Origin of the sequence: Gelidibacter algens (genome assembly GCF_001678675.1) — a bacterium.
Lineage (GTDB): Bacteria > Bacteroidota > Bacteroidia > Flavobacteriales > Flavobacteriaceae > Gelidibacter > Gelidibacter algens.
The window spans coordinates 125,953-145,222 of record NZ_LZRN01000002.1; the positions used below are offsets into that span (position 1 = coordinate 125,953).

Below are 19,270 nucleotides of genomic sequence, written 5' to 3' on the forward strand. Positions count from 1 at the left end.
ATAGTGACCTTAATATCTTTTAAAGAAAAAATAATGAGTAGAAAGAATTTGCAACATATTAAACTGGACCGAAGACTGATGACGGATGATGAGAGAACGCGTCTTGAATCTTCTCAATCTGAAACCTTCAAAACTGCGGAAGACGTTGACATTCAACCTACTTATACCAAAGATGATTTAAGTAACGTAGAGCATCTCAACTTTATAGCTGGACTGGCACCAAACCTTCGCGGTCCCTATTCAACCATGTATGTGCGCAGACCTTGGACGATCCGTCAATATGCTGGATTTTCAACGGCCGAAGAAAGCAATGCTTTTTACAGACGAAATTTAGCGGCAGGACAAAAAGGATTGTCGGTAGCTTTTGATTTGGCAACCCATAGAGGTTATGATTCTGACCATGAACGTGTGGTGGGCGATGTTGGTAAAGCAGGCGTGGCTATTGACTCGGTAGAGGATATGAAAATTCTATTTGATCAAATTCCTTTGGATAAAATGAGTGTATCCATGACTATGAATGGTGCTGTATTGCCCATCATGGCATTTTACATCGTGGCGGCTGAAGAGCAAGGTGTGCAACCTGAGCAATTGGAAGGCACCATTCAAAATGACATTTTAAAGGAATTTATGGTTCGGAACACTTACATTTATCCGCCCACACCTTCTATGAAAATCGTCTCTGATATTTTTGAATACTCGAGCAAGAATATGCCGAAATTCAATAGTATCAGTATTTCCGGTTACCACATGCAAGAAGCAGGTGCTACTGCTGATATTGAATTGGCATACACCCTTGCCGACGGATTGGAATATATCAAAAAGGGACTCGAAGCGGGCATGGACATTGATACTTTTGCACCGCGTTTGACTTTCTTTTGGGCCATTGGGATGAACCATTTTATGGAAATTGCCAAAATGCGCGCTGCCCGAATGTTATGGGCAAAAATGGTGAAGCAATTTAAGCCTAAAAACGATAAATCACTTTCATTACGTACCCACTGCCAAACTTCTGGATGGAGTTTAACAGAGCAGGATCCTTTCAACAATGTGGCACGAACCACCATTGAAGCGACAGCTGCTGCTTTTGGAGGTACTCAAAGTTTGCATACTAATGCCTTGGATGAAGCCATAGCCTTACCAACCGATTTCTCTGCACGTATAGCGCGTAACACACAATTGTTTCTCCAACAAGAAACCCAAATAACGAAAACGGTCGATCCGTGGGCGGGAAGCTATTATGTTGAAAAACTGACCCATGACATTGCCCAAAAAGCTTGGGAATTAATAGAGGAAGTTGAAGAGCTTGGAGGCATGACGAAAGCTATCGAGGCGGGCATCCCAAAATTACGTATTGAAGAAGCCGCAGCTCGAAAACAAGCACGTATTGACTCTGGACAGGACATTATTGTAGGGGTCAATAAGTACAGGTTGGAAAAAGAAGATCCAATTTCGACCTTGGAAGTCGATAACCAAACCGTTAGAATCTCACAAATAGAACGTTTAAACAGCATAAAATCTGAACGCAATACTGAAAAAGTTAAGGCGACATTGTCAAAATTATCAGAAGTTGCTCGCACAGGCGAAGGTAATTTGTTAGCTTTAGCAGTAGAAGCAGCAAGAGAACGTGCTACTTTGGGTGAAATCAGTGATGCGCTTGAAGCAGTGTTTGGTCGATATAAAGCTCAGATAAAATCATTTTCAGGCGTGTACAGTAAAGAAATAAAAGACGATAGCTCCTTTAAAAGAGCACGGGAGCTTGCCGATAAATTTGCAGATCAAGATGGGCGTAGACCGCGCATCATGATTGCAAAAATGGGACAGGATGGTCATGACCGGGGGGCCAAAGTGGTTGCAACGGGATATGCTGATGTTGGTTTTGATGTGGATATTGGGCCACTGTTTCAAACTCCAAAAGAAGCTGCCAAACAAGCAGTGGAAAATGATGTACATATTTTAGGTGTATCGTCATTGGCAGCTGGTCATAAAACCTTAGTGCCGCAAGTGATTGAAGAATTGAAAAATTACGGTCGTGAAGATATTATGGTGATTGTGGGCGGCGTCATCCCTAAACAAGATTACCAATATTTATTTGATGCTGGTGCGGTGGCAGTTTTCGGCCCTGGAACTCGAATCAGTGATGCCGCCATTCAGATGTTGGATATTTTGTTGGATTAACCACGGGATAGATTAGGTTTGATTTTTTTATTTAGAGGTGCAAAGCTTGCAAGCCTTTAATAGTTATGGAACAGATCAACACGCTACTGAGAAACTCATTAAAGTAGCTCCACATAGGCATTATTTCAATAATTGATTATGAAGTTTAATATATTTTACCTACTCATTTTTTTGATGGTATTTGGAAGTGCCAAAAGCCAGCAGTTAAATGTAATGACGTACAATGTACGTTTGGATATTGCGTCTGACGGAGAAAATGCATGGCCATATAGAAAGGATTTTTTAAGCTCCCAAATTATGTTCCTAGAACCTGACATTCTTGGAGTTCAGGAAGCAAGACCAAATCAAGTAAAAGATTTAAAAGAAGCCTTAAAAGATTACAAATTTATCGGCGAAGGGCGAGATGGTGGGCAAGAAGGTGAGCATGCTGGAATCTATTACAATAGCAAAAAAATAACAGTAGAACAAGCACACACATTTTGGCTTTCAAATGCGCCAGAAACAATATCCAAGGGTTGGGATGCCGCTTATCCAAGGGTTTGCACCTACGGACTGTTTACATTAAAAGAAAGTAACCAAAAAATTTGGGTGTTCAACACCCATTTAGATCATGTTGGCACAATTGCTCAAAAGGAAGGCATGACGCTTATTTTGAAGGAGATTAAAAACCTTAACACTCAACAGTTTCCCGTAATTTTAATGGGTGATTTTAATGTAGAACCTGATTCAGAATTGATATCAGTTATAATGTCTAAAATGAAGGATTCTAAAGAAGAAGCCGAAGTAGTCTTTGGACCTGAAGGCACATCTAATGCCTTTAAATATAACGAACCCGTAACGCGGCGCATTGATTATATTATGGTTTCTGATCAAATTAGGGTAAAGAAGTATGCTGTGTTTTCAAGCTCCATTGACTTCAAGTTTCCTTCAGATCACTTTCCTGTTTATGTGCAACTCGAGATTACTAAATAAGTTCTGAAATAGTAATATTTTAAAAATCAAATTAAAACGACGCTTGCCCAAAAAGAAGCATTCAGTATTTAACACTCCATATTTCGTGTCAAGTTCTTTTTCAATAAACAGCGCCGTGATTCTAATGTCTGTCGACTAGTTCTTAAAACCATTCGAAATACAAACCTGATAAAACTACCCCAACTATCAAAACAATGAGCACTATGGCTACAAATAAGGTTGTGGATTTTGTGGTTTTATCTTTTTGCAAAATATAATCTCGCGTTTTTTCATCATCTTCTTTAATTAAACTCATAGGTGTTTCTTTAGTGGTTAATATAAACTGTTTTTTTATTTACAAATTCGTGGATGCCTTCCTTAGAAAGCTCTCTTCCATAACCGGAAGCTTTAGTGCCGCCAAAAGGAAGTCGTGCATCAGATTTTACAAGTTCATTTATAAAATAGGCGCCATCTTCAATAGTCGCAATGTGGTTTTGGGCTACTTCAATAGATTGTGTAAAAATCATAGTGCCTAAACCATATCTGGTTTCTGAGGCCATTTTAAAAGCTTCTTCTGCATTTTTGACTTTCATAATAGGTGCAACAGGACCAAATGTTTCTTCTTTAAAGACGGGCATATCTTTAGTGATATCCGTAAGTATTGTTGGTTCAAAATAAGCATTGTCTTGTTTGTTTCCCATAACTACGGTTGCACCAAGAGTAACGGAATCTTCAATTTGCTTTTTTAAAGTGTCTGCCAAATCTGTTCTTGCCAAGGTGCCAAAAGTAGTATCTTCTTTCATTGGATCCCCATACTTTAGTTCTGCTACTTTTTCTTTAAAGCGCTTTAAGAAGGTATCATAAATGTTCTCAGTAACAATAAATCGCTTGGCTGCAATGCAGCTTTGTCCAGTATTTTGCATTCTGGCATTTACAATAACGGCCATGTATTTGTCTAAATCAGCATCATCCAAAATAATACATGCATTATTGCCACCCAACTCCAATACTGTTTTCTTCAAATTTTTACCGGCAGTTTCAGCAATCTTTTTACCAGCCTTTTCACTTCCGGTCAACGTGACAGCTTTAATGATGTCATTACTTATTAGATTTTCAATGGCATCATGATCTGCTAAAATGGTGGTAAAACAACCTTTAGGATAGCCAGCCTTTTCAAAAAGTTGTTCAATGGCCATAGCGCATCCTGTGACATTGGCGGCATGTTTTAAAATCGCGGTATTTCCTGCAGTTAATGTGGGTACCGCAAACCGCATCACTTGCCAAAACGGATAATTCCAAGGCATAATGGCCAAAATAGTCCCCAAAGGATCATAGCTTATAAAACTTTCAGAGGCATCGGTTTCTATAAGTTCATCCGCTAAAAAATCATCAGCGTTAGTGGCATAAAAATCACAGAGTGAGACGCATTTTTCAATTTCTGAAATACTCTGGTTTATAGGTTTGCCCATTTCTTGAGTCATCAGTTCAGCCAGCTCTTGTTTATCGTCCTCCATAATTTGTGCAAGACTCGATAAGAGCCTGCAGCGCTCTTTAATGGATGTATTTCGCCACTCATAGAACCTATCGTTAGCGGTACTTAAAATAGCTTCAAGTTCTTGAGAGGTGTGAAATTTATATTCTTTTATAGAATTGTTGTTAAAAGGATTAACAGTCTTGATGGAATTATTCATATTGGCCTTGTTTTATGTTAATTTCGTCGTAAATTGATTTAACATTTTGGTTAATAAGTCTATTTTTATTATAATAAAGACGAGTCATTATCGAAAATATATGAAATAATTAAGGTCTGCAAGAACAATTGTGTATTAGTTAACATTTTATTTTTTTGAGCTAACAGAGATTAATTTTTAATTATAAATTTGATAGAACTTGTAAATCAATATTAACAATTTAAAAAACGAGAAAATATTATGGGAAATAATAGTAGTAATACGCTTATCGGCATTTTGGCTGGTACTGCAATTGGAGCAACATTAGGAATTTTATTCGCACCCGATAAAGGTGTTAACACGAGACAAAGAATTTCTGATGAAGCTATATCTGCTAAGGAAAGACTTACTGAGGGCGCTTTGGCAGCAAAAGAGAATATTGCTAATAGAGCATCACATTTGGCTAATAGAGCTGCAGGCTGGAAAGATGATATTGTAGACACTGTAGGCCATAAAAAACAGACTCTTGACGAAAAAGTAGAGTCTATTGTTTCTGATACAAGCCATAAAGCTGAAGATGTCATTTCGACTTTGGAACGCAGATTGGCTGAGCTCAAAGAAAAAAACAAAACACTACAAAAATCGCCAGTCCAAAAATCACAAATCTAAATTATGAATATTTTTGAATCTATAAATAATACTTCCGATAAAGCGACAGATATTGGAGAAAGATACTTTGATAAAACTCGCGAGTATGTTAAATTAAAAATTTTTCAGCAAGTTTCTTATACCGTTAGTATGGTTGGGAAGGCTTTAATTATTGGGGCTGTATTATTTATAGGTTTAATTTTTTTGGCTTTTGCTTTGGCTATTTATCTGGGTCATTTACTGGGCCACGTGTCCTTGGGTTATCTAATTGTTGGTGTTCTCTTTTTAATAGTGGCTCTGATTATCTACAAGGCAAGATACCTGATTGATGAACAAATAATTAAAAAAATTCAAATCAAAATTTTTAAAGATTAAACTATGAAAAGCTATAAATCCTTTGATGATATTGATTATGAGTTGAATAAGCTTAAACTTGAAAGAGAAATTGCGTGGGAAGAATTAAAGGTCGTCAAAAATGAATTTCAAGAAGATTTAAGACCATTCAATTGGGTGAGTACGGGCTTGAAATTTGCTGGAAAATACGGTGTTTTTGTATTATTAAAAAAAATTATTGGAAAATAAATTTTCAATTTTCAATTTCTTCAACATTTAAAACAACAATCTGCTTTCTGAATTCGTGTGGTGTCAATTTATACTTGTCCTTAAAGATTTTAGAAAAATAACTTCTACTGGTAAAACCTATTGTGTACACAATTTGAGAAATATTCAAATCTGTTGTATTCATAAGATCTCTAGCAGCTTCGAGGCGTATATGTCTGATATATTCTGTGACCGTTCTGGCATACAAGAATTTGAATCCTTCCTGTAATTTGGCTTGAGAAAGCCCAGAATCTCTAGAAATTTGATCTAAATTATAACTTACGGATGGATCATTCAATATTTTTTTTGCGTGCCTTCTAATGGTTTTCAACTCATCCTTTAGTAAAGAGTTTGGTACAGCTTCATTTTTCTGATATCTATCATGTCGTGCAATATGCATGGACAACAAGTGGTAAATTTCACCTTCTATTTGAAGGATACGAGTTATGCCTAAAGTGCTAAGATCTCGAAGAGCCTTGACATGATCTTCCATTCTTAAATGGATGGGACTGTAATAGGCATATGCATCTTCATGGTTTTCATCTACAAATACCTTATGAAGTTTTTCATTAAGTTCTGAGAGTTGATTGTTACGTTTCTTTTTAAATTCGGTTCTTAAAATACGGATATTGTTAATAATAGTATGTAGGCCTTTAGGAAAAAGCGTAAAATGTCTAAGCTTTTTCTTGGCAACTACGATGGAAGAATGGTACTGTTCTATAGTGTTAAATTCATCTTGGTCCTCAAAGCGATGTTTGAAGTAGCCCTGCGAGCAATATGAGAAGTGTATAGGATTGCTATTCTCATTATCATCAATAAACAGAATATCTTCAAAGAATATGGCATCAAATTCCATTAAACTTACGCCCCAGTCAAAAGTAATACATCTGATGCAGCCTTTTGCGATGTCATTGTCAAAAGCTAAGGTGTATTCTCCCCATCGTTCGCTAATATCTCCTCCCAAAAAATCCTGGATCTGTCTTAAAGCATCTTCAGTGCTCTCAGCTTTGGTGACTACTTGTATCATAACATTCTCAAAATATGTAAAAGGTTGGCACGATAAATTTTTAAAAAAATAGAGAGTAAGCAAAAAAAAGATTCAGAACGCAAATTTGTTTTAAACAAATATAAACAGTGTTCAGTCCATCTTAAATATTTTAAAAATCTTTCACAAATTTATAATATTTTAGATATACGAAAAGATAAAACTGAATACAGTCAATCTTTTTTTGAATAGAGATCGCCGGAACAGATCTAACTATATAATTTAGTGGTATACAAAAAGAGTCTAGTACTCTATACACTGGTTGGTTAGTTAGGGAGAACAACCTCAGCAACACTTCAAAATGCTGAGGTTTTCTTTTGTCTTACGCTGACCCTGTTAATTCTTATTATTCTCGAGGCTAAAGAACAAAAAGCAGATAAGTTTGATCCTCAAAATAAAAAGTTTGACACTAAATGAGCTCCGAGAATTGTTCTATCAACTTCCTTATTCAATACCAACAGAACCCATCAACTTTACATTGCAATTACGTATGACCTAACCAGAATAAGTATAGTTCAACAAGAAAAAGAACTTAGCGAAAGTGAACAAAAGGTTAATATTTTGAACCTAAATTAAATGCGTCAATTTTCCACTGTATTGAAGTAACTGTTTATAGTATTGACATGTAACTTTATAAAAACTTTAAAACAACAATTATGAGTAATTACACAGATAAATTAGGTAACAAATTAAACGATTTGCTTGAGAAGACCTATGACGCCGAGAAGGGTTTCAAGAAAGCAGCTGAAAATGCAGAACATTCAGGGCTTAAAACATATTTTTCAAATAAAGCTCAGGAACGCTACGATTTTGGACACCAATTGAAATCGGAAATGAAGAATTTTGGTCAAGAGCCAGACAAAGGTGGCAGTATTGCAGGAGCGACACATCGCACGTGGATGGAAGTTAAATCATGGTTTTCAGCTGACGATGATGAGTCTATGTTGGAAGAAGCCATCAGAGGTGAAAAAGCTTCAGTAGATGAATATCATGATGTGCTTAAAGAAAGTACTCTTCCTGGTTCAACAAAACAATTGTTGGAGTCTCAAAAAACTACCATAGAACAAGGTCTTACAAAAATTAAAAGATTGGAAGATCTTAACTAATGATTATAAACATGTATATTTCAAAGGGCACTTTTTTCAGGTGTCCTTTTCTATATCCAATGATCTAGTTCAAAACAAAATGATGCCTTTTTTGCGTTATTAATTGAAGCATTCAAGTTAAATCATACGATTAAATAGATGTTACTTAGATACAGAATTTTTAACAATGTTTTACAAAATCTCCAACATCGCCAGTAAGGAATTAATTGAAAAAAAATTTCACGTAACTTTTGAATTTCCAAACCTTTATAAACCTGAAGAATTTATTGAGGGATTAAAAGAGTCAACGGTTTCTGTGATTACAATTTCTGAACCTAAAAAGGTTAGTTACGCCATCTGGGGGCTTTTACCTGAAGATTTTGAGGACAATTGGAGTGTCTTTCAAGATGTTTTCAATACTTTGAATGTTAAAAAGGAGTTGCTTCAAAATGACCATAAAGTCTACAATAAAGCGCTTGAAAAGCGACGATGTGTGGTTATTGCTTCTGGTTTTTATACCACCTTCTTGACCAAAGGATCTGTAGAGAGGTGCCATGTACATCTTCCAAATTTTGAACCATTTCCAATAGCGGCCATCTTTAATGAACTTAGTGATGGATTTTTAACATGCTCTTTGGTAGTTACTGACGTAGATGAATCTTTTAAGAACATTCCAAATATCTCCAATTTGAAGCCGCTCGTTTTAAATGCTGATGAACTAAAGCAATGGCTTGATAGATCAACTTCAATAGATCAAATTAATAGGTTATGTGCAGATCACATTTCGTTAAAGTTTACTTATGAAATTGATAGCCGTTTGATACCGTCCATGAAATAGTGCCGTTTTTTGATATCATGCTTTTGAGTTAAATTCTCTTTTGATTACGTTAAGGCCTATGCTCTATTAAAATGTACCTTTATTGTACATTAACTAAAATCAAAAAATTAATGTTACGTTGGACTATTATTTTTATTAGTAATTGCTATTATCGCTGGTATCTTAGGGTTTGGTGGTATTGCTGGAGGTGCCGCTGGAATAGCTAAAATTTTCTTCTTTATTTTTATAGTGCTTTTCATTTTATCTCTCTTGAGAGGTGGATTAAAAAAATAAAAGCTATATTTAATAACTTTAAACCAAAATTGAAATTATGAAAAAACTAATGATGACTTTTGCAATCCTTTTTTCTTTAGGAACGGCAATGACAACTTTTACCAGTTGTAGAGAAACAAATGAGACTGAATTGGAAGAAGCAGCAGATGATGTTGGAGACGCAGTTGAAGATGCGGCTGACGATGTTGAAGATGCTGTTAACTAATAAATGTAGGATCTACATTTTTATAAGAAAAGAGGCCGTCATTTTAATGACGGCCTCTTCTTATTTTACGTCTTTACTATCTGGTTCAATATATTTTACAAAGTCCGCTTCGGATTCGAGTTGAACATACTGATTTCCTATAATGGCAATTGGCTTAGTGAGCACTTCGGGTTGTTTGTCGAGTAATTTTAACCAATCTTCCTGGTCCAAATTTGGATGATCTCCATAATTTTTTACAAAATCGGGATGTTCCTGATCGATTAGATCTGAAATAGAAACTCCCAAGCCTTTGGCCAACTCAACCCATTGGGTTCCGGTAACATTAGTTTTTGAAATATCTATAGTTAGTATTTTCTTCTCAGAAGCCAAAACATATGCTAGTACTTGCTTTCCAATTGAACTTTCAGAATGAAAGAACAACTTTATTTCGTTTTTGTCTGTTGAAATCACGCCCATTTGATTTTATAATTAAGATATTGAATTATTTTGTCCTATTTTGATATCCATTAAACACTTGAAGAATAGAACACTAAGTCAAGTATATGGAAATGTGGGTAAAAAAATAAATATATAAAAAAAAGACGAAATAATACACTGTCAAAAGCAATTGTTAAATAATAACTTTTAATGATATTATGGAGGGTTTTGTATCAAAATATCTATTTTTGTTAAGTTAAAAATGTAATACATATGATGTCAGATTCAATAGAGAAAGTAAAATGCCTAATTATAGGGTCAGGACCAGCAGGATTTACAGCTGCTATTTATGCAGCTAGAGCAAATATGTTTCCAGTACTCTACCAAGGGGCGCAACCAGGGGGGCAATTGACAACCACAAATGATGTCGAAAATTTTCCAGGATATCCAGATGGTATTACAGGACCTGAAATGATGATAGAGTTGCAAAAACAAGCTGAACGTTTTGGAACTGATGTCAGAGACGGCTGGGTTACAAAAGTTGATTTTTCAGGAGATGTACATAAAGTGTGGGTGCAAGATACCAAGGAAATTCACTGTGAAACTGTAATCATTTCCACAGGCGCATCTGCGAAATATTTAGGCTTACCATCAGAACAAAAATATTTGAAACTAGGTGGAGGCGTTTCTGCTTGTGCTATTTGTGACGGATTCTTTTATAGAAATCAAGAAGTTGTTATTGTAGGAGCAGGTGATTCTGCTTGTGAAGAAGCACATTATCTTTCAAAACTTTGCAAAAAAGTAACTATGTTGGTAAGACGTGATGAGTTTAGAGCTTCACAAATTATGCAGACAAGAGTGAAAAACACCAAAAATATTGACATCTTATTTAATACTGATACCGAGGAGGTTTTGGGTGATGGGCAAGTAGTGACAGGTGTTCGAGTAAAAAATAATGTAAGCGGCGAGGTGCGTGAAATTGCTGTAACCGGCTTTTTTGTCGCTATTGGGCACACACCAAATACTGGTGTTTTCAAAGACTTTTTAGAGTTGGATCCAACAGGCTATATCATCAATATACCAGGAACTGCAAAAACTAATGTAGAAGGTGTTTTTGTTTCTGGGGATGCCGCAGACCATGTTTACAGGCAAGCCATTACTGCTGCAGGTACGGGATGTATGGCCGCTTTGGACGCTGAACGCTATTTAGCTGCAATAGATTCTACTTTTGAAGTTAATACGGCTACCAATTACTAAAGGTTAAAAATATTTTAAATTATGAAGTGCCAAAAGTTCAGTTATCAACTAAACTTTTGGCACTTTTAGTATTTCTAACTTATAATTTTCTTTACTCTTTCATCTGTAGCTTTGAAGTTCCAACAAACTTAATCAAGGTTATTTTTGGTTCGTTATATAAATACACTTCACTATTACCGGTGGCCTCAATAGTTACCGTGTCATTGACACGTATGGTAGCTGCACTACTCATTTCAGCAATGATGCTACAGGTAGTGGTCAAAAATTCTTTTCCATTAAAGGTAGATGAATTGTCCACGCGCAACTGAGTGCTATTTAAGGTGCCTTCCAAATTAGCGGTGGCACGCTGATAGAGGTCAATTTTAGCTGTTTTTGAATTGAGCAAGGCATCCATCTTCACATTATCATTAAGAATAATGACAGCGTTGGTGGCATTGACATTCAATTTTACTTTTGACTTATCTGATGCTGTGTAGTTGAATTCATTCGTTTTTATATTCAGATAGGCGCGTGACGATCCTGTCGTTTTTAGCGTCGCGTTTTTCAACTCCAAAGAGGTCAAAGAACGGATTTCACCATCTTCCAAAACTTCAATGTTTTCCAATCCATCAGTGTAGTTGACCTTAATGTTCATGAGTTTACTGGAGGTGATTTTTTTGGTAGTTTTAAAGGTTAGGGTGCCATTAACTACTTCAAAAATAACGTATTCATGAAGGTTGCTGTCTGTTTCAATTTCAACGGAAGGTTTGCTGTTATAGATAATTTCAACAGAAAAATCTTCGCCTACAACAATCTTGTTAAATGGATCAATATAGGTTTGGGTTATGGTCACATTTCTATCACCTTTGATTTTCTCTTCATCTTGTGCAGAGGTGTAGGCGGTGGAAATAAGTGCCAATAGAAATGTAAAAATGATTTTATTCATTTTAACGATTTAAGGTTTATACTAACAAATATAAACAAAAACCATCCCAAACTTTTAACAAGCTTTGAAATGGTTTTAAAAACACGTTAGTGGACTGCTAAATTTCTCGTGTTAGTGCTGGTTTACAGTACTTGATACATCGTCAGATTTATTGATTTTTTCAGGGTTTCCTGCAAACGTTATATCGCCTCCACTTGAAGTTTTGGCGGTCAGTTCTTTGGACGCATTTACTTTAATGTCAGCACCACTGGATGCTTTGGCATTTGTAACTAAGGTCATCAAGTCTGTTGCGTTAATATCGCTCCCACTAGAGGCATTAGCTACCAAAGTATCAGCCGCCCCCTTAAGTTTTAAGTCACTGCCACTTGCTGCATTACATACTAAATTGCTGACCTTTACCTCTAAATCCATATCACTGCCACTGGCGGTATCAAGTTCTAAATCAACTGATGAGATGGTGTTTGTTCCATAAACATCACTACCACTGGCAGCAGAAATTTTTCTAATAGTTTTAAAGCTCACCTTTACCTTTTGTGCTTCAGAATAGCTAATGTTCTCATCAGCATAAATCTTGAGCGTATTGCCTTCAACCTTAGTAATGATAATGTCATGCAAATTCTCATCTGCCTGAACTGTTAAGCTTTCAGTGTCGCCTTGGGTGAGATAGACATCAAGTCCACGACTCACTTCAATGTGGTCAAAAGTTCCTTCGATAGTGCGCTCCTCAGTAGTCACATTTCCGTTGCCCTTAACGCCAAAATTGTAATCGAAATTGCAGGAAAACAGGCTTAAACTCAGAATGGAGGTCACGATAATTTTAATTAATGTGTTCATAATTGTTGGTTTTTTAACTACGCCAATGTCGTAGCAGGTTGATTATTAATTCAAATATCTATTAAATAGTTGTTGATGACCAACCTAAATACTTGAACTGTTGATTTATAATGATAGGTTGTTAATTGTCGTCTGATGTTATTTCAATGCCATTGCTGTCAATATTGACTCTAACCCTTTCATTATTAGACTTAACACCATTAGTATTGATTTCGAGAGAATTACTGTCACTTTTAATTTTGAGACCATTTTCATCTAGCTTCAATTCAGAACCATCGTCATTGATGTCCACCTTGATCTTAAAATCTTCAGGACAATCCAAACATTTGATTTCGTTGTTTGAAATCTGAAGATAATGACCTTCCAAGCCATCTTCAAAGATATCGTCACTGTTCTTAAATGTCATATGTTCTTTATAATTTCCAAAATCAGAACTAAAGCTGAAATTAGAATTCCTATGGAAAGAGTTTGTGTTCTTATCAGCAAACAAGACCGTTCCTTCAGGTAAATACAGCGTTACTTCAACCTCTTGATCTCTAAATTTATTCTCAAAAGCAGTCGTTAAAAAGCCATCAAGATCGAGTCTGTTGCCTGTCAATTTGTAATTGTAATTGATTTTTTCAGCTCGCATTTTAGCATTTTGATACGAATTTCCTCTTGAATTTTTATCAATCCTGATAGAGGCCACGGAATCTCTTGTGGACTTCAAAATGAGGCTAACATCAGTTAAATAAAGTAATTTACGATCGTTTTCATCATATATAGGTTTCAAGTCGTTGCTGTGTCTTCCAAATTGTTTGCTGTATGACCTATTGTGGGCCATACTTAAGTAAAGTGTGTCTTTGGCAGTAATATTGAAACTTTCGGTTTGTTGAACCATAGCCTCTTCAGAATATTCGCTACCCCATTTGATGCCTACAATGACCAAACCTATGATGGCTATAAGCCATAAACCAAACAATGAGAATTTTGCAACATTTCCTATAGACTTTAGGTTGTTCACCAATATTTTCAGTCCCAAATAGAAAATGAAAAAGAAGGGAATACCAATGGCGAAGAACGAGAGCATTGACATTAGCCAAATAGGAACATTTGAAGCGTTAGCAGCATCAAATAAGTCAATTCCAGGAATATGTATGGCATCAGCAACACCCACTGAAAATAATCCAATCACTAAGGCAATGAGCATTCCGGCTCCTATGATCATCAAGAGGATACCTACAAATTTTGCAAACACTTTTAAAAAGAACATAATAATATCGCCTATGGTATCAAAAAAGTTCTTGGAACTTGATTTGATTCGGTTGCCTTGTTTGGGCAAATTGATATTTTTTACGGCATCAGAAACGTTTTGTGAGACATTTTCAAACCCATCTTTTATTTTTTTTTCGATGTTGCTAATGTTGACGGGTTCTCCAGTCATAGTCAGCTTTTCGGCAGTAGTGAGAGCTTCAGGAACCAGCATCCAAAAGAGGATATAGATGAACACAAATGTTCCTCCAGAGCCTAAGGCTAAAAGGATCCAAATTAAACGCACCCAAACCGCATCAATCCCTAAATAGTATCCAAGTCCTGAGGCAACGCCACCAATGTATGAGTTATCTGTATCTCTAAATAATTTTTTAGAAAAGCTGCTGTTGTTTTTATGTTGATAATTGGTTTGTGGTTCATCTTCAAAAATCTCATCATCCACCAAATAATCCTCTGGCTGACCCATGATCGAAATCACCTCATCAACTTCTTTTATTCTAATGACGTGTTTGTCGTTTTGAACGCGCTCATTAAAGAGTTCTGCAATACGTGCTTCTATGTCGGCGATAATTTCAGAACGACCTTGAGAGTCAGTAAATGAACGTTTGATGGCCTCCAAATAGCGTTGCAATTTTAAGTATGCATCTTCATCAATATGAAAAAATATACCTGCTAAGTTTATATTGACTGTCTTATTCATTTCTTGATTTTTTTGTGTTGGTTACTAAGTTAACTGCGTTCTGTAATTCACTCCAAGTGGTATTCAATTCTTTCAGGAACAATTTGCCTGTTTCTGTAAGACCATAATATTTACGGGGTGGTCCTGAGGTAGATTCTTCCCATCTGTAATTTAAAAGGCCGGCATTTTTCAGCCTTGTCAGTAGAGGGTATATTGTGCCTTCCACGACAAGCAGCTTTGCGTTTTTAAGGGTGTCTAAAATTTCTGCTACGTAGGCATCTTCATCTTTTAGGACGGAGAGTATGCAATATTCTAGAACACCTTTACGCATTTGTGCTTTTGTATTTTCAATTTTCATAAGTCTGTTCTTTTGTTTAATAATAGTTTTATGCTCCTAAAGCTTTGGGATGCATAAGAGCTGTGTTGTGTTTGATTGATGATGGTAGACAATGTTTGTGTCATGTTCTCTTGATTTAATGTTAAACTGTTCATTCTTTGATTGATTGATTACCCGGCCTGACGCGCCTTTTCGGTAAGGGCGGGTTGATGAAATACTATTTTAAAAAATTGATGGTCAAAGGATATTTATAAAATTCGCCATCTCTAGCTTTTAAGCTTGCCACGACTATAAATATAAGTTCTAGAATAAATCCTATGATAGCCAAAACCCCAAAACCGCCAGTAATATAAAGTAGAGGCGAAGGCTTGCCTATATTAATGTGGACATTATCAAATCCGTTAAAATCTAAAAAATCGATATGAGACAAAAGATTGAAAATAAAAAATGGAATGGTCAACGCGCCCAAAATTACAGCATATAATAAAATGCTAATTTGAAAATTAATGGCTTGCTTACCATGTGCATCTATAAATTCAGATTTCTCTTTATTGATCGTCCATAGGATTATGGGACCAATAAAATTTCCAAAAGGAATTATGAATCTTGAAAAGGTCGATAAATGGATGAATGTTGCGATATTTTTTTGATGGTTGTCGATCATTTTAAAAGTATATAATAGTTGCTTATACAAATATATATCCAAAAGAAGGTATTATGTAAAACATAGTAGTATATTTTAACATAAAATTAACAAATTGGAATTTGGAATAAATTCGATAATTTAGCGATACCTAAATATTTATGATGAAAATATCTCCAAGAAAACTCAACGTATTTTTGGGTTTCAAATTACCATCGGCCTATTTGTGTGGCGTGAGAGCAAAGTCTATTGATGATGAGCAATGTAAAGTAAGTGTCAAACACAGATGGATCAATCAAAATCCATTTAATTCAATGTTCTGGGCTGTACAAGGTATGGCTGCGGAGTTGACAACAGGCGCATTGGTAATGTCAAAAATAAAAGATAGTGGCAAGCCCATATCAATGTTAGTAGCCAATAACAATGCTTCCTTTACGAAAAAGGCAACGGGACGTATTAATTTTGTTTGCACTGATGGTAAAAAAGTTGATGCAGCACTAAAGAAAACTATTGAGACTGGAGAAGGACAGACTATTTGGATGAATTCAGTTGGTACCAATGAAGATGGTATTGAAGTTTCAAATTTTAACTTTGAATGGACGATAAAAGTCAGAAGTTAGAAGCATGAAGGATATGGAATTTTAACCCTTTGTAACAATTTTGAAAAATTCCGTACCAATATAGCAAAGAATTAAAAATAATAATAAAAATAACAACCATGACAGCACACGAAATTGATTACCGGATCTACGGCGAAGAAATGCAATATGTGGAGATCGAACTCGATCCACAAGAAGGCGTCATTGCAGAAGCCGGAAGCTTTATGATGATGGACGATGGTATAAAAATGGAAACCATTTTTGGTGATGGTTCTGAGCAAAACAAAGGCTTTTTAGGCTCTATATTAGGTGCTGGAAAACGGATTCTTACAGGTGAGAATTTGTTTATGACTGCGTTTTACAATACCCTTTCTGGTAAAAAGAACGTGTCCTTTGCGTCTCCTTATCCAGGTAAAATAATTCCTATTGATCTCACAGAATTCCAAGGCAAGTTTATCTGTCAAAAGGATGCTTTTCTTTGTGCTGCAAAAGGGGTGAGCGTGGGTATTGAATTTTCGAGGAAAATAGGACGAGGCTTCTTTGGCGGTGAAGGTTTTATCATGCAAAAATTGGAAGGTGACGGTATGGCGTTTGTTCATGCAGGTGGCACCATGGCCAAAAAGGTGCTTCAAGCTGGAGAAACCTTGCGGGTAGATACAGGATGTTTGATAGGATTTACGCAAGATGTAGATTATGATATTGAATTTATAGGTGGCATTAAAAACAAATTATTTGGTGGTGAAGGGTTGTTTTATGCCAAGCTCCAAGGCCCGGGAACTGTCTATATTCAGTCGTTGCCGTTTAGTAGATTGGCAGCCCGAGTATGGGCAAGTGCGCCACAAGGTGGAGGAAAAGATAGGGGAGAAGGCAGTATTCTTGGTGGATTGGGCAATATACTGGATGGAGACAACCGGTTTTAAAGGCAAGGTTAAATCCAATTTGTTAAAGTCTACATGGTTGTAGGCTAATGTCATTTTTTTTACTAAATTTAGACAACTTAAAAGCAACTGCCTATTATTGAAATCTACTTAATTAATCATAACCTAAACTAAAATAATCATGGCAAGAGCAATGTTTGAGTACACTAAAACTGTACTAAGCAAAGTCAGTTTTGATACTGCGTTGTTCTGTAGGGAAGTCCAAAAAGCAATTCATCGACTATTACCTTATGAACTTGAAGAGCTAAAGGTTTTTATCAAATCTTTGATCCTACAGAATCCAGACTTAAATCAATGTTTAATCTATTTAAAAACATAATAAAAAGCGACCATCAGGTCGCTTTTTTATTTTGCTAGTGGACTGATGATCTTTACATTTTGAAATGCAATTGCACCTCTTATAATTCCAGAGATCACGTTGTGCAACGCGTCAATAATTTGCATTTTTAATTCACTTTTATGGTAAATAATGCTCACTTCTCGTGCCGGAGACGGTTCATTAAAGTACCTAAGATTGTGATTCAGATTCTCGTTAAGCTCAACAGTGTGCAAATACGGTAAGAGTGTCATTCCCAATCCTTCATTGGAAAGCTTGATCAAGGTTTCAATACTGCCACTTTCCAATTGAAAATTTTCGTTAGTTTGATCCTTAAATGCTTTGCATAAATTGATCACGCCATCCCTAAAACAGTGGCCATCTTCAAGTAGCAACATGTCTTCTATCTCTAGATCAGAGACGTCAATGGTTTTCTTTTTATAGAGGCGGTGATGTTCAGGAATGTATCCCACAAAAGGCTCAAAATAAAGTACACGCTCTTTAATATTGCTGTTTTCTAAAGGTGTCGCAGCAATGGCCGCATCTAAATGTCCATCATTAATACGCTGGATGATGTCTTCAGTGGTCAGCTCTTCAATTTTAAGTTTCACTTTCGGATATTTTTTAATAAAAGCTTTTAAAAACATCGGCAGCAAAGTGGGCATGATGGTAGGGATAATGCCAATTCTAAACTCGCCACCTATAAATCCTTTTTGTTGGTCTACAATATCTTGGATACGGTCAGATTCATTGACAATATTTCTGGCCTGATGGACAATTTTACGCCCAACTTCTGTCAATTCAATAGGTTTTTTACCACGATCAAAGATCAGAATATCTAATTCTTCTTCCAATTTTTGTATTTGGGTACTTAGTGTGGGTTGTGTTACAAAACATTTTTCAGCAGCCTTGGTAAAATTTTTATGTTCAGCAATGGCTAATACATAGGTTAATTGCGTTATGGTCATGGTTATTCATTTAAACTATAAAAATATAAAAACTATCTATAAAAACTATAGTCGCTTGAGTTAATTTAACCTTAAATTTGAAAGAACGAAAAAAATTAAAGAAGATGACATTAAATACGATTGGCTTAGATACCAAAAAAACCAAAGATTTGGCAAAAGATTTAAATGATTTATTAGCGAACTTTCAAGTATACTATCAAAATCTGAGAGGCATCCATTGGAATATAAAAGGGAAACGTTTTTTTGATTTACATGTAAAATTTGAGGAGCTTTATACCGATGCCAATTTGAAGGTTGATGAAATTGCAGAACGAATTTTAACTTTGGGCGAAACGCCACTACACACATTTGAGGATTACACGAAGACAGCAAAAGTAAAAGTGGGGAAAAACATCTCCCAAGATGAAAAAGCTGTAGAGTTGATTGTACATTCTTTATCTGAATTGCTAAGTATTGAGCGTATGATTTTAGATAAATCCGACAAAACTGGAGATGAAGGTACCAACTCTATGATGAGTGATTTTATTACTGAACAAGAGAAAACGGTGTGGATGATGAAAGCTTGGTTGGGCGAGACTGTATAAAGTTTCAAGCATGAAGCACGAAGTGTCAAGTT

Annotated in this window: 23 protein-coding genes and 1 pseudogene; 14 read left to right on the forward strand and 10 right to left on the reverse strand. The window is 35.8% G+C overall.

All coding sequences use genetic code 11. The annotated features are described in order from the left end of the window. The first annotated feature begins 33 nt into the window (after positions 1–33). Positions 34–2,175 (forward strand): methylmalonyl-CoA mutase, encoded by a 2,142-nt coding sequence (scpA, locus tag A9996_RS01435; protein WP_066430102.1) that lies wholly within the window; start codon positions 34–36, stop codon positions 2,173–2,175. 138 nt (positions 2,176–2,313) lie between these two features. Further along, complete coding sequence (locus A9996_RS01440; protein WP_083993810.1) at positions 2,314–3,147, forward strand: endonuclease/exonuclease/phosphatase family protein; 834 nt, start codon at positions 2,314–2,316, stop codon at positions 3,145–3,147. A gap of 142 nt (positions 3,148–3,289) precedes the next feature. Here the strand turns inward: A9996_RS01440 and A9996_RS20060 are convergent, their stop codons facing one another. Both A9996_RS20060 and A9996_RS01445 read right to left on the reverse strand, forming a co-directional pair. Then, positions 3,290–3,442 carry a hypothetical protein gene (locus tag A9996_RS20060; protein ID WP_169817230.1) on the reverse strand — a complete coding sequence of 51 codons (153 nt, stop codon included), beginning with the start codon at positions 3,440–3,442 and terminating at the stop codon, positions 3,290–3,292. 10 nt (positions 3,443–3,452) lie between these two features. Next, complete coding sequence (locus A9996_RS01445; RefSeq protein WP_066430103.1) at positions 3,453–4,817, reverse strand: NAD-dependent succinate-semialdehyde dehydrogenase; 1,365 nt, start codon at positions 4,815–4,817, stop codon at positions 3,453–3,455. Between the two features lie 240 nt (positions 4,818–5,057). Here A9996_RS01445 and A9996_RS01450 point away from each other — a divergent pair, with 240 nt between their 5' ends. Genes A9996_RS01450 through A9996_RS01460 form a run of 3 tightly spaced genes read left to right on the forward strand, consistent with a single transcriptional unit; the run spans position 5,058 to position 6,026 of the window. Further along, positions 5,058–5,465 (forward strand): YtxH domain-containing protein, encoded by a 408-nt coding sequence (locus A9996_RS01450; protein WP_066430105.1) that lies wholly within the window; start codon positions 5,058–5,060, stop codon positions 5,463–5,465. A 3-nt stretch (positions 5,466–5,468) separates the two neighbouring features. Further along, the gene (locus A9996_RS01455) at positions 5,469–5,819 is read left to right on the forward strand and encodes a phage holin family protein (protein WP_066430109.1); all 351 of its coding nucleotides are present in this window, start codon (positions 5,469–5,471) and stop codon (positions 5,817–5,819) included. A gap of 3 nt (positions 5,820–5,822) precedes the next feature. Continuing rightward, complete coding sequence (locus A9996_RS01460; RefSeq protein WP_066430111.1) at positions 5,823–6,026, forward strand: DUF6327 family protein; 204 nt, start codon at positions 5,823–5,825, stop codon at positions 6,024–6,026. Between the two features lie 4 nt (positions 6,027–6,030). Here the strand turns inward: A9996_RS01460 and A9996_RS01465 are convergent, their stop codons facing one another. Further along, a complete protein-coding gene (locus tag A9996_RS01465; protein ID WP_066430112.1) occupies positions 6,031–7,071 on the reverse strand; it encodes a helix-turn-helix transcriptional regulator in 1,041 nt (346 codons plus the stop codon). A gap of 674 nt (positions 7,072–7,745) precedes the next feature. On the opposite strand from A9996_RS01465, the gene A9996_RS01470 reads away from it, so the two are divergent. The 4 genes and pseudogenes from A9996_RS01470 (at position 7,746) to A9996_RS20065 (ending at position 9,490) form a co-directional block, all read left to right on the forward strand. Further along, positions 7,746–8,195 (forward strand): ferritin-like domain-containing protein, encoded by a 450-nt coding sequence (locus tag A9996_RS01470; RefSeq protein WP_066430116.1) that lies wholly within the window; start codon positions 7,746–7,748, stop codon positions 8,193–8,195. Positions 8,196–8,361: 166 nt separating this feature from the next. Further along, the gene (locus A9996_RS01475; protein ID WP_066430118.1) at positions 8,362–9,012 is read left to right on the forward strand and encodes an SOS response-associated peptidase family protein; all 651 of its coding nucleotides are present in this window, start codon (positions 8,362–8,364) and stop codon (positions 9,010–9,012) included. 110 nt (positions 9,013–9,122) lie between these two features. Then, a pseudogene (locus A9996_RS19440) lies at positions 9,123–9,285 on the forward strand (DUF1328 family protein). A 37-nt stretch (positions 9,286–9,322) separates the two neighbouring features. After that, positions 9,323–9,490 (forward strand): hypothetical protein, encoded by a 168-nt coding sequence (locus A9996_RS20065; protein ID WP_169817231.1) that lies wholly within the window; start codon positions 9,323–9,325, stop codon positions 9,488–9,490. Positions 9,491–9,550: 60 nt separating this feature from the next. On the opposite strand, the gene A9996_RS01480 is transcribed toward A9996_RS20065, so the two are convergent. Next, positions 9,551–9,946, reverse strand: a complete 396-nt coding sequence (locus A9996_RS01480) for an arsenate reductase family protein (RefSeq protein ID WP_066430120.1) — start codon at positions 9,944–9,946, stop codon at positions 9,551–9,553. A 237-nt stretch (positions 9,947–10,183) separates the two neighbouring features. Here A9996_RS01480 and trxB point away from each other — a divergent pair, with 237 nt between their 5' ends. Continuing rightward, on the forward strand, positions 10,184–11,164 hold the full coding sequence (trxB, locus tag A9996_RS01485; protein ID WP_066430122.1) for a thioredoxin-disulfide reductase: 981 nt from the start codon (positions 10,184–10,186) through the stop codon (positions 11,162–11,164). Between the two features lie 91 nt (positions 11,165–11,255). On the opposite strand, the gene A9996_RS01490 is transcribed toward trxB, so the two are convergent. The 5 genes from A9996_RS01490 to A9996_RS01510 all read right to left on the reverse strand — a co-directional run bounded on the left by A9996_RS01490 (position 11,256) and on the right by A9996_RS01510 (position 15,854). Then, complete coding sequence (locus A9996_RS01490) at positions 11,256–12,089, reverse strand: GIN domain-containing protein (protein ID WP_066430124.1); 834 nt, start codon at positions 12,087–12,089, stop codon at positions 11,256–11,258. A 111-nt stretch (positions 12,090–12,200) separates the two neighbouring features. Beyond that, complete coding sequence (locus tag A9996_RS01495; protein ID WP_066430128.1) at positions 12,201–12,923, reverse strand: head GIN domain-containing protein; 723 nt, start codon at positions 12,921–12,923, stop codon at positions 12,201–12,203. Positions 12,924–13,044: 121 nt separating this feature from the next. Next, on the reverse strand, positions 13,045–14,874 hold the full coding sequence (locus A9996_RS01500) for a PspC domain-containing protein (protein WP_066430130.1): 1,830 nt from the start codon (positions 14,872–14,874) through the stop codon (positions 13,045–13,047). Continuing rightward, entirely contained in the window at positions 14,867–15,211 is a 345-nt protein-coding gene (locus tag A9996_RS01505) for a PadR family transcriptional regulator (RefSeq protein ID WP_066430132.1), read from the reverse strand. The genes A9996_RS01500 and A9996_RS01505 overlap by 8 nt, the downstream gene beginning before the upstream one ends. 196 nt (positions 15,212–15,407) lie before the next feature. After that, positions 15,408–15,854 (reverse strand): DUF4870 domain-containing protein, encoded by a 447-nt coding sequence (locus tag A9996_RS01510; RefSeq protein WP_066430135.1) that lies wholly within the window; start codon positions 15,852–15,854, stop codon positions 15,408–15,410. Positions 15,855–15,997: 143 nt separating this feature from the next. Between A9996_RS01510 and A9996_RS01515 the strand changes: the two genes are divergently transcribed. From A9996_RS01515 to A9996_RS20365, 3 genes are all read left to right on the forward strand, one after another. Beyond that, positions 15,998–16,453 carry a DUF4442 domain-containing protein gene (locus tag A9996_RS01515; RefSeq protein WP_066430264.1) on the forward strand — a complete coding sequence of 152 codons (456 nt, stop codon included), beginning with the start codon at positions 15,998–16,000 and terminating at the stop codon, positions 16,451–16,453. A 98-nt stretch (positions 16,454–16,551) separates the two neighbouring features. Next, positions 16,552–17,352, forward strand: coding sequence for a TIGR00266 family protein (locus tag A9996_RS01520; protein ID WP_066430136.1), 801 nt, complete (start codon positions 16,552–16,554; stop codon positions 17,350–17,352). A 139-nt stretch (positions 17,353–17,491) separates the two neighbouring features. Further along, positions 17,492–17,689, forward strand: a complete 198-nt coding sequence (locus tag A9996_RS20365; RefSeq protein ID WP_083993811.1) for a hypothetical protein — start codon at positions 17,492–17,494, stop codon at positions 17,687–17,689. Positions 17,690–17,715: 26 nt separating this feature from the next. On the opposite strand, the gene A9996_RS01525 is transcribed toward A9996_RS20365, so the two are convergent. Next, entirely contained in the window at positions 17,716–18,654 is a 939-nt protein-coding gene (locus A9996_RS01525; protein ID WP_066430137.1) for a hydrogen peroxide-inducible genes activator, read from the reverse strand. Between the two features lie 104 nt (positions 18,655–18,758). Between A9996_RS01525 and A9996_RS01530 the strand changes: the two genes are divergently transcribed. Further along, complete coding sequence (locus tag A9996_RS01530; protein WP_066430138.1) at positions 18,759–19,238, forward strand: Dps family protein; 480 nt, start codon at positions 18,759–18,761, stop codon at positions 19,236–19,238. Positions 19,239–19,270 lie beyond the last annotated feature (32 nt).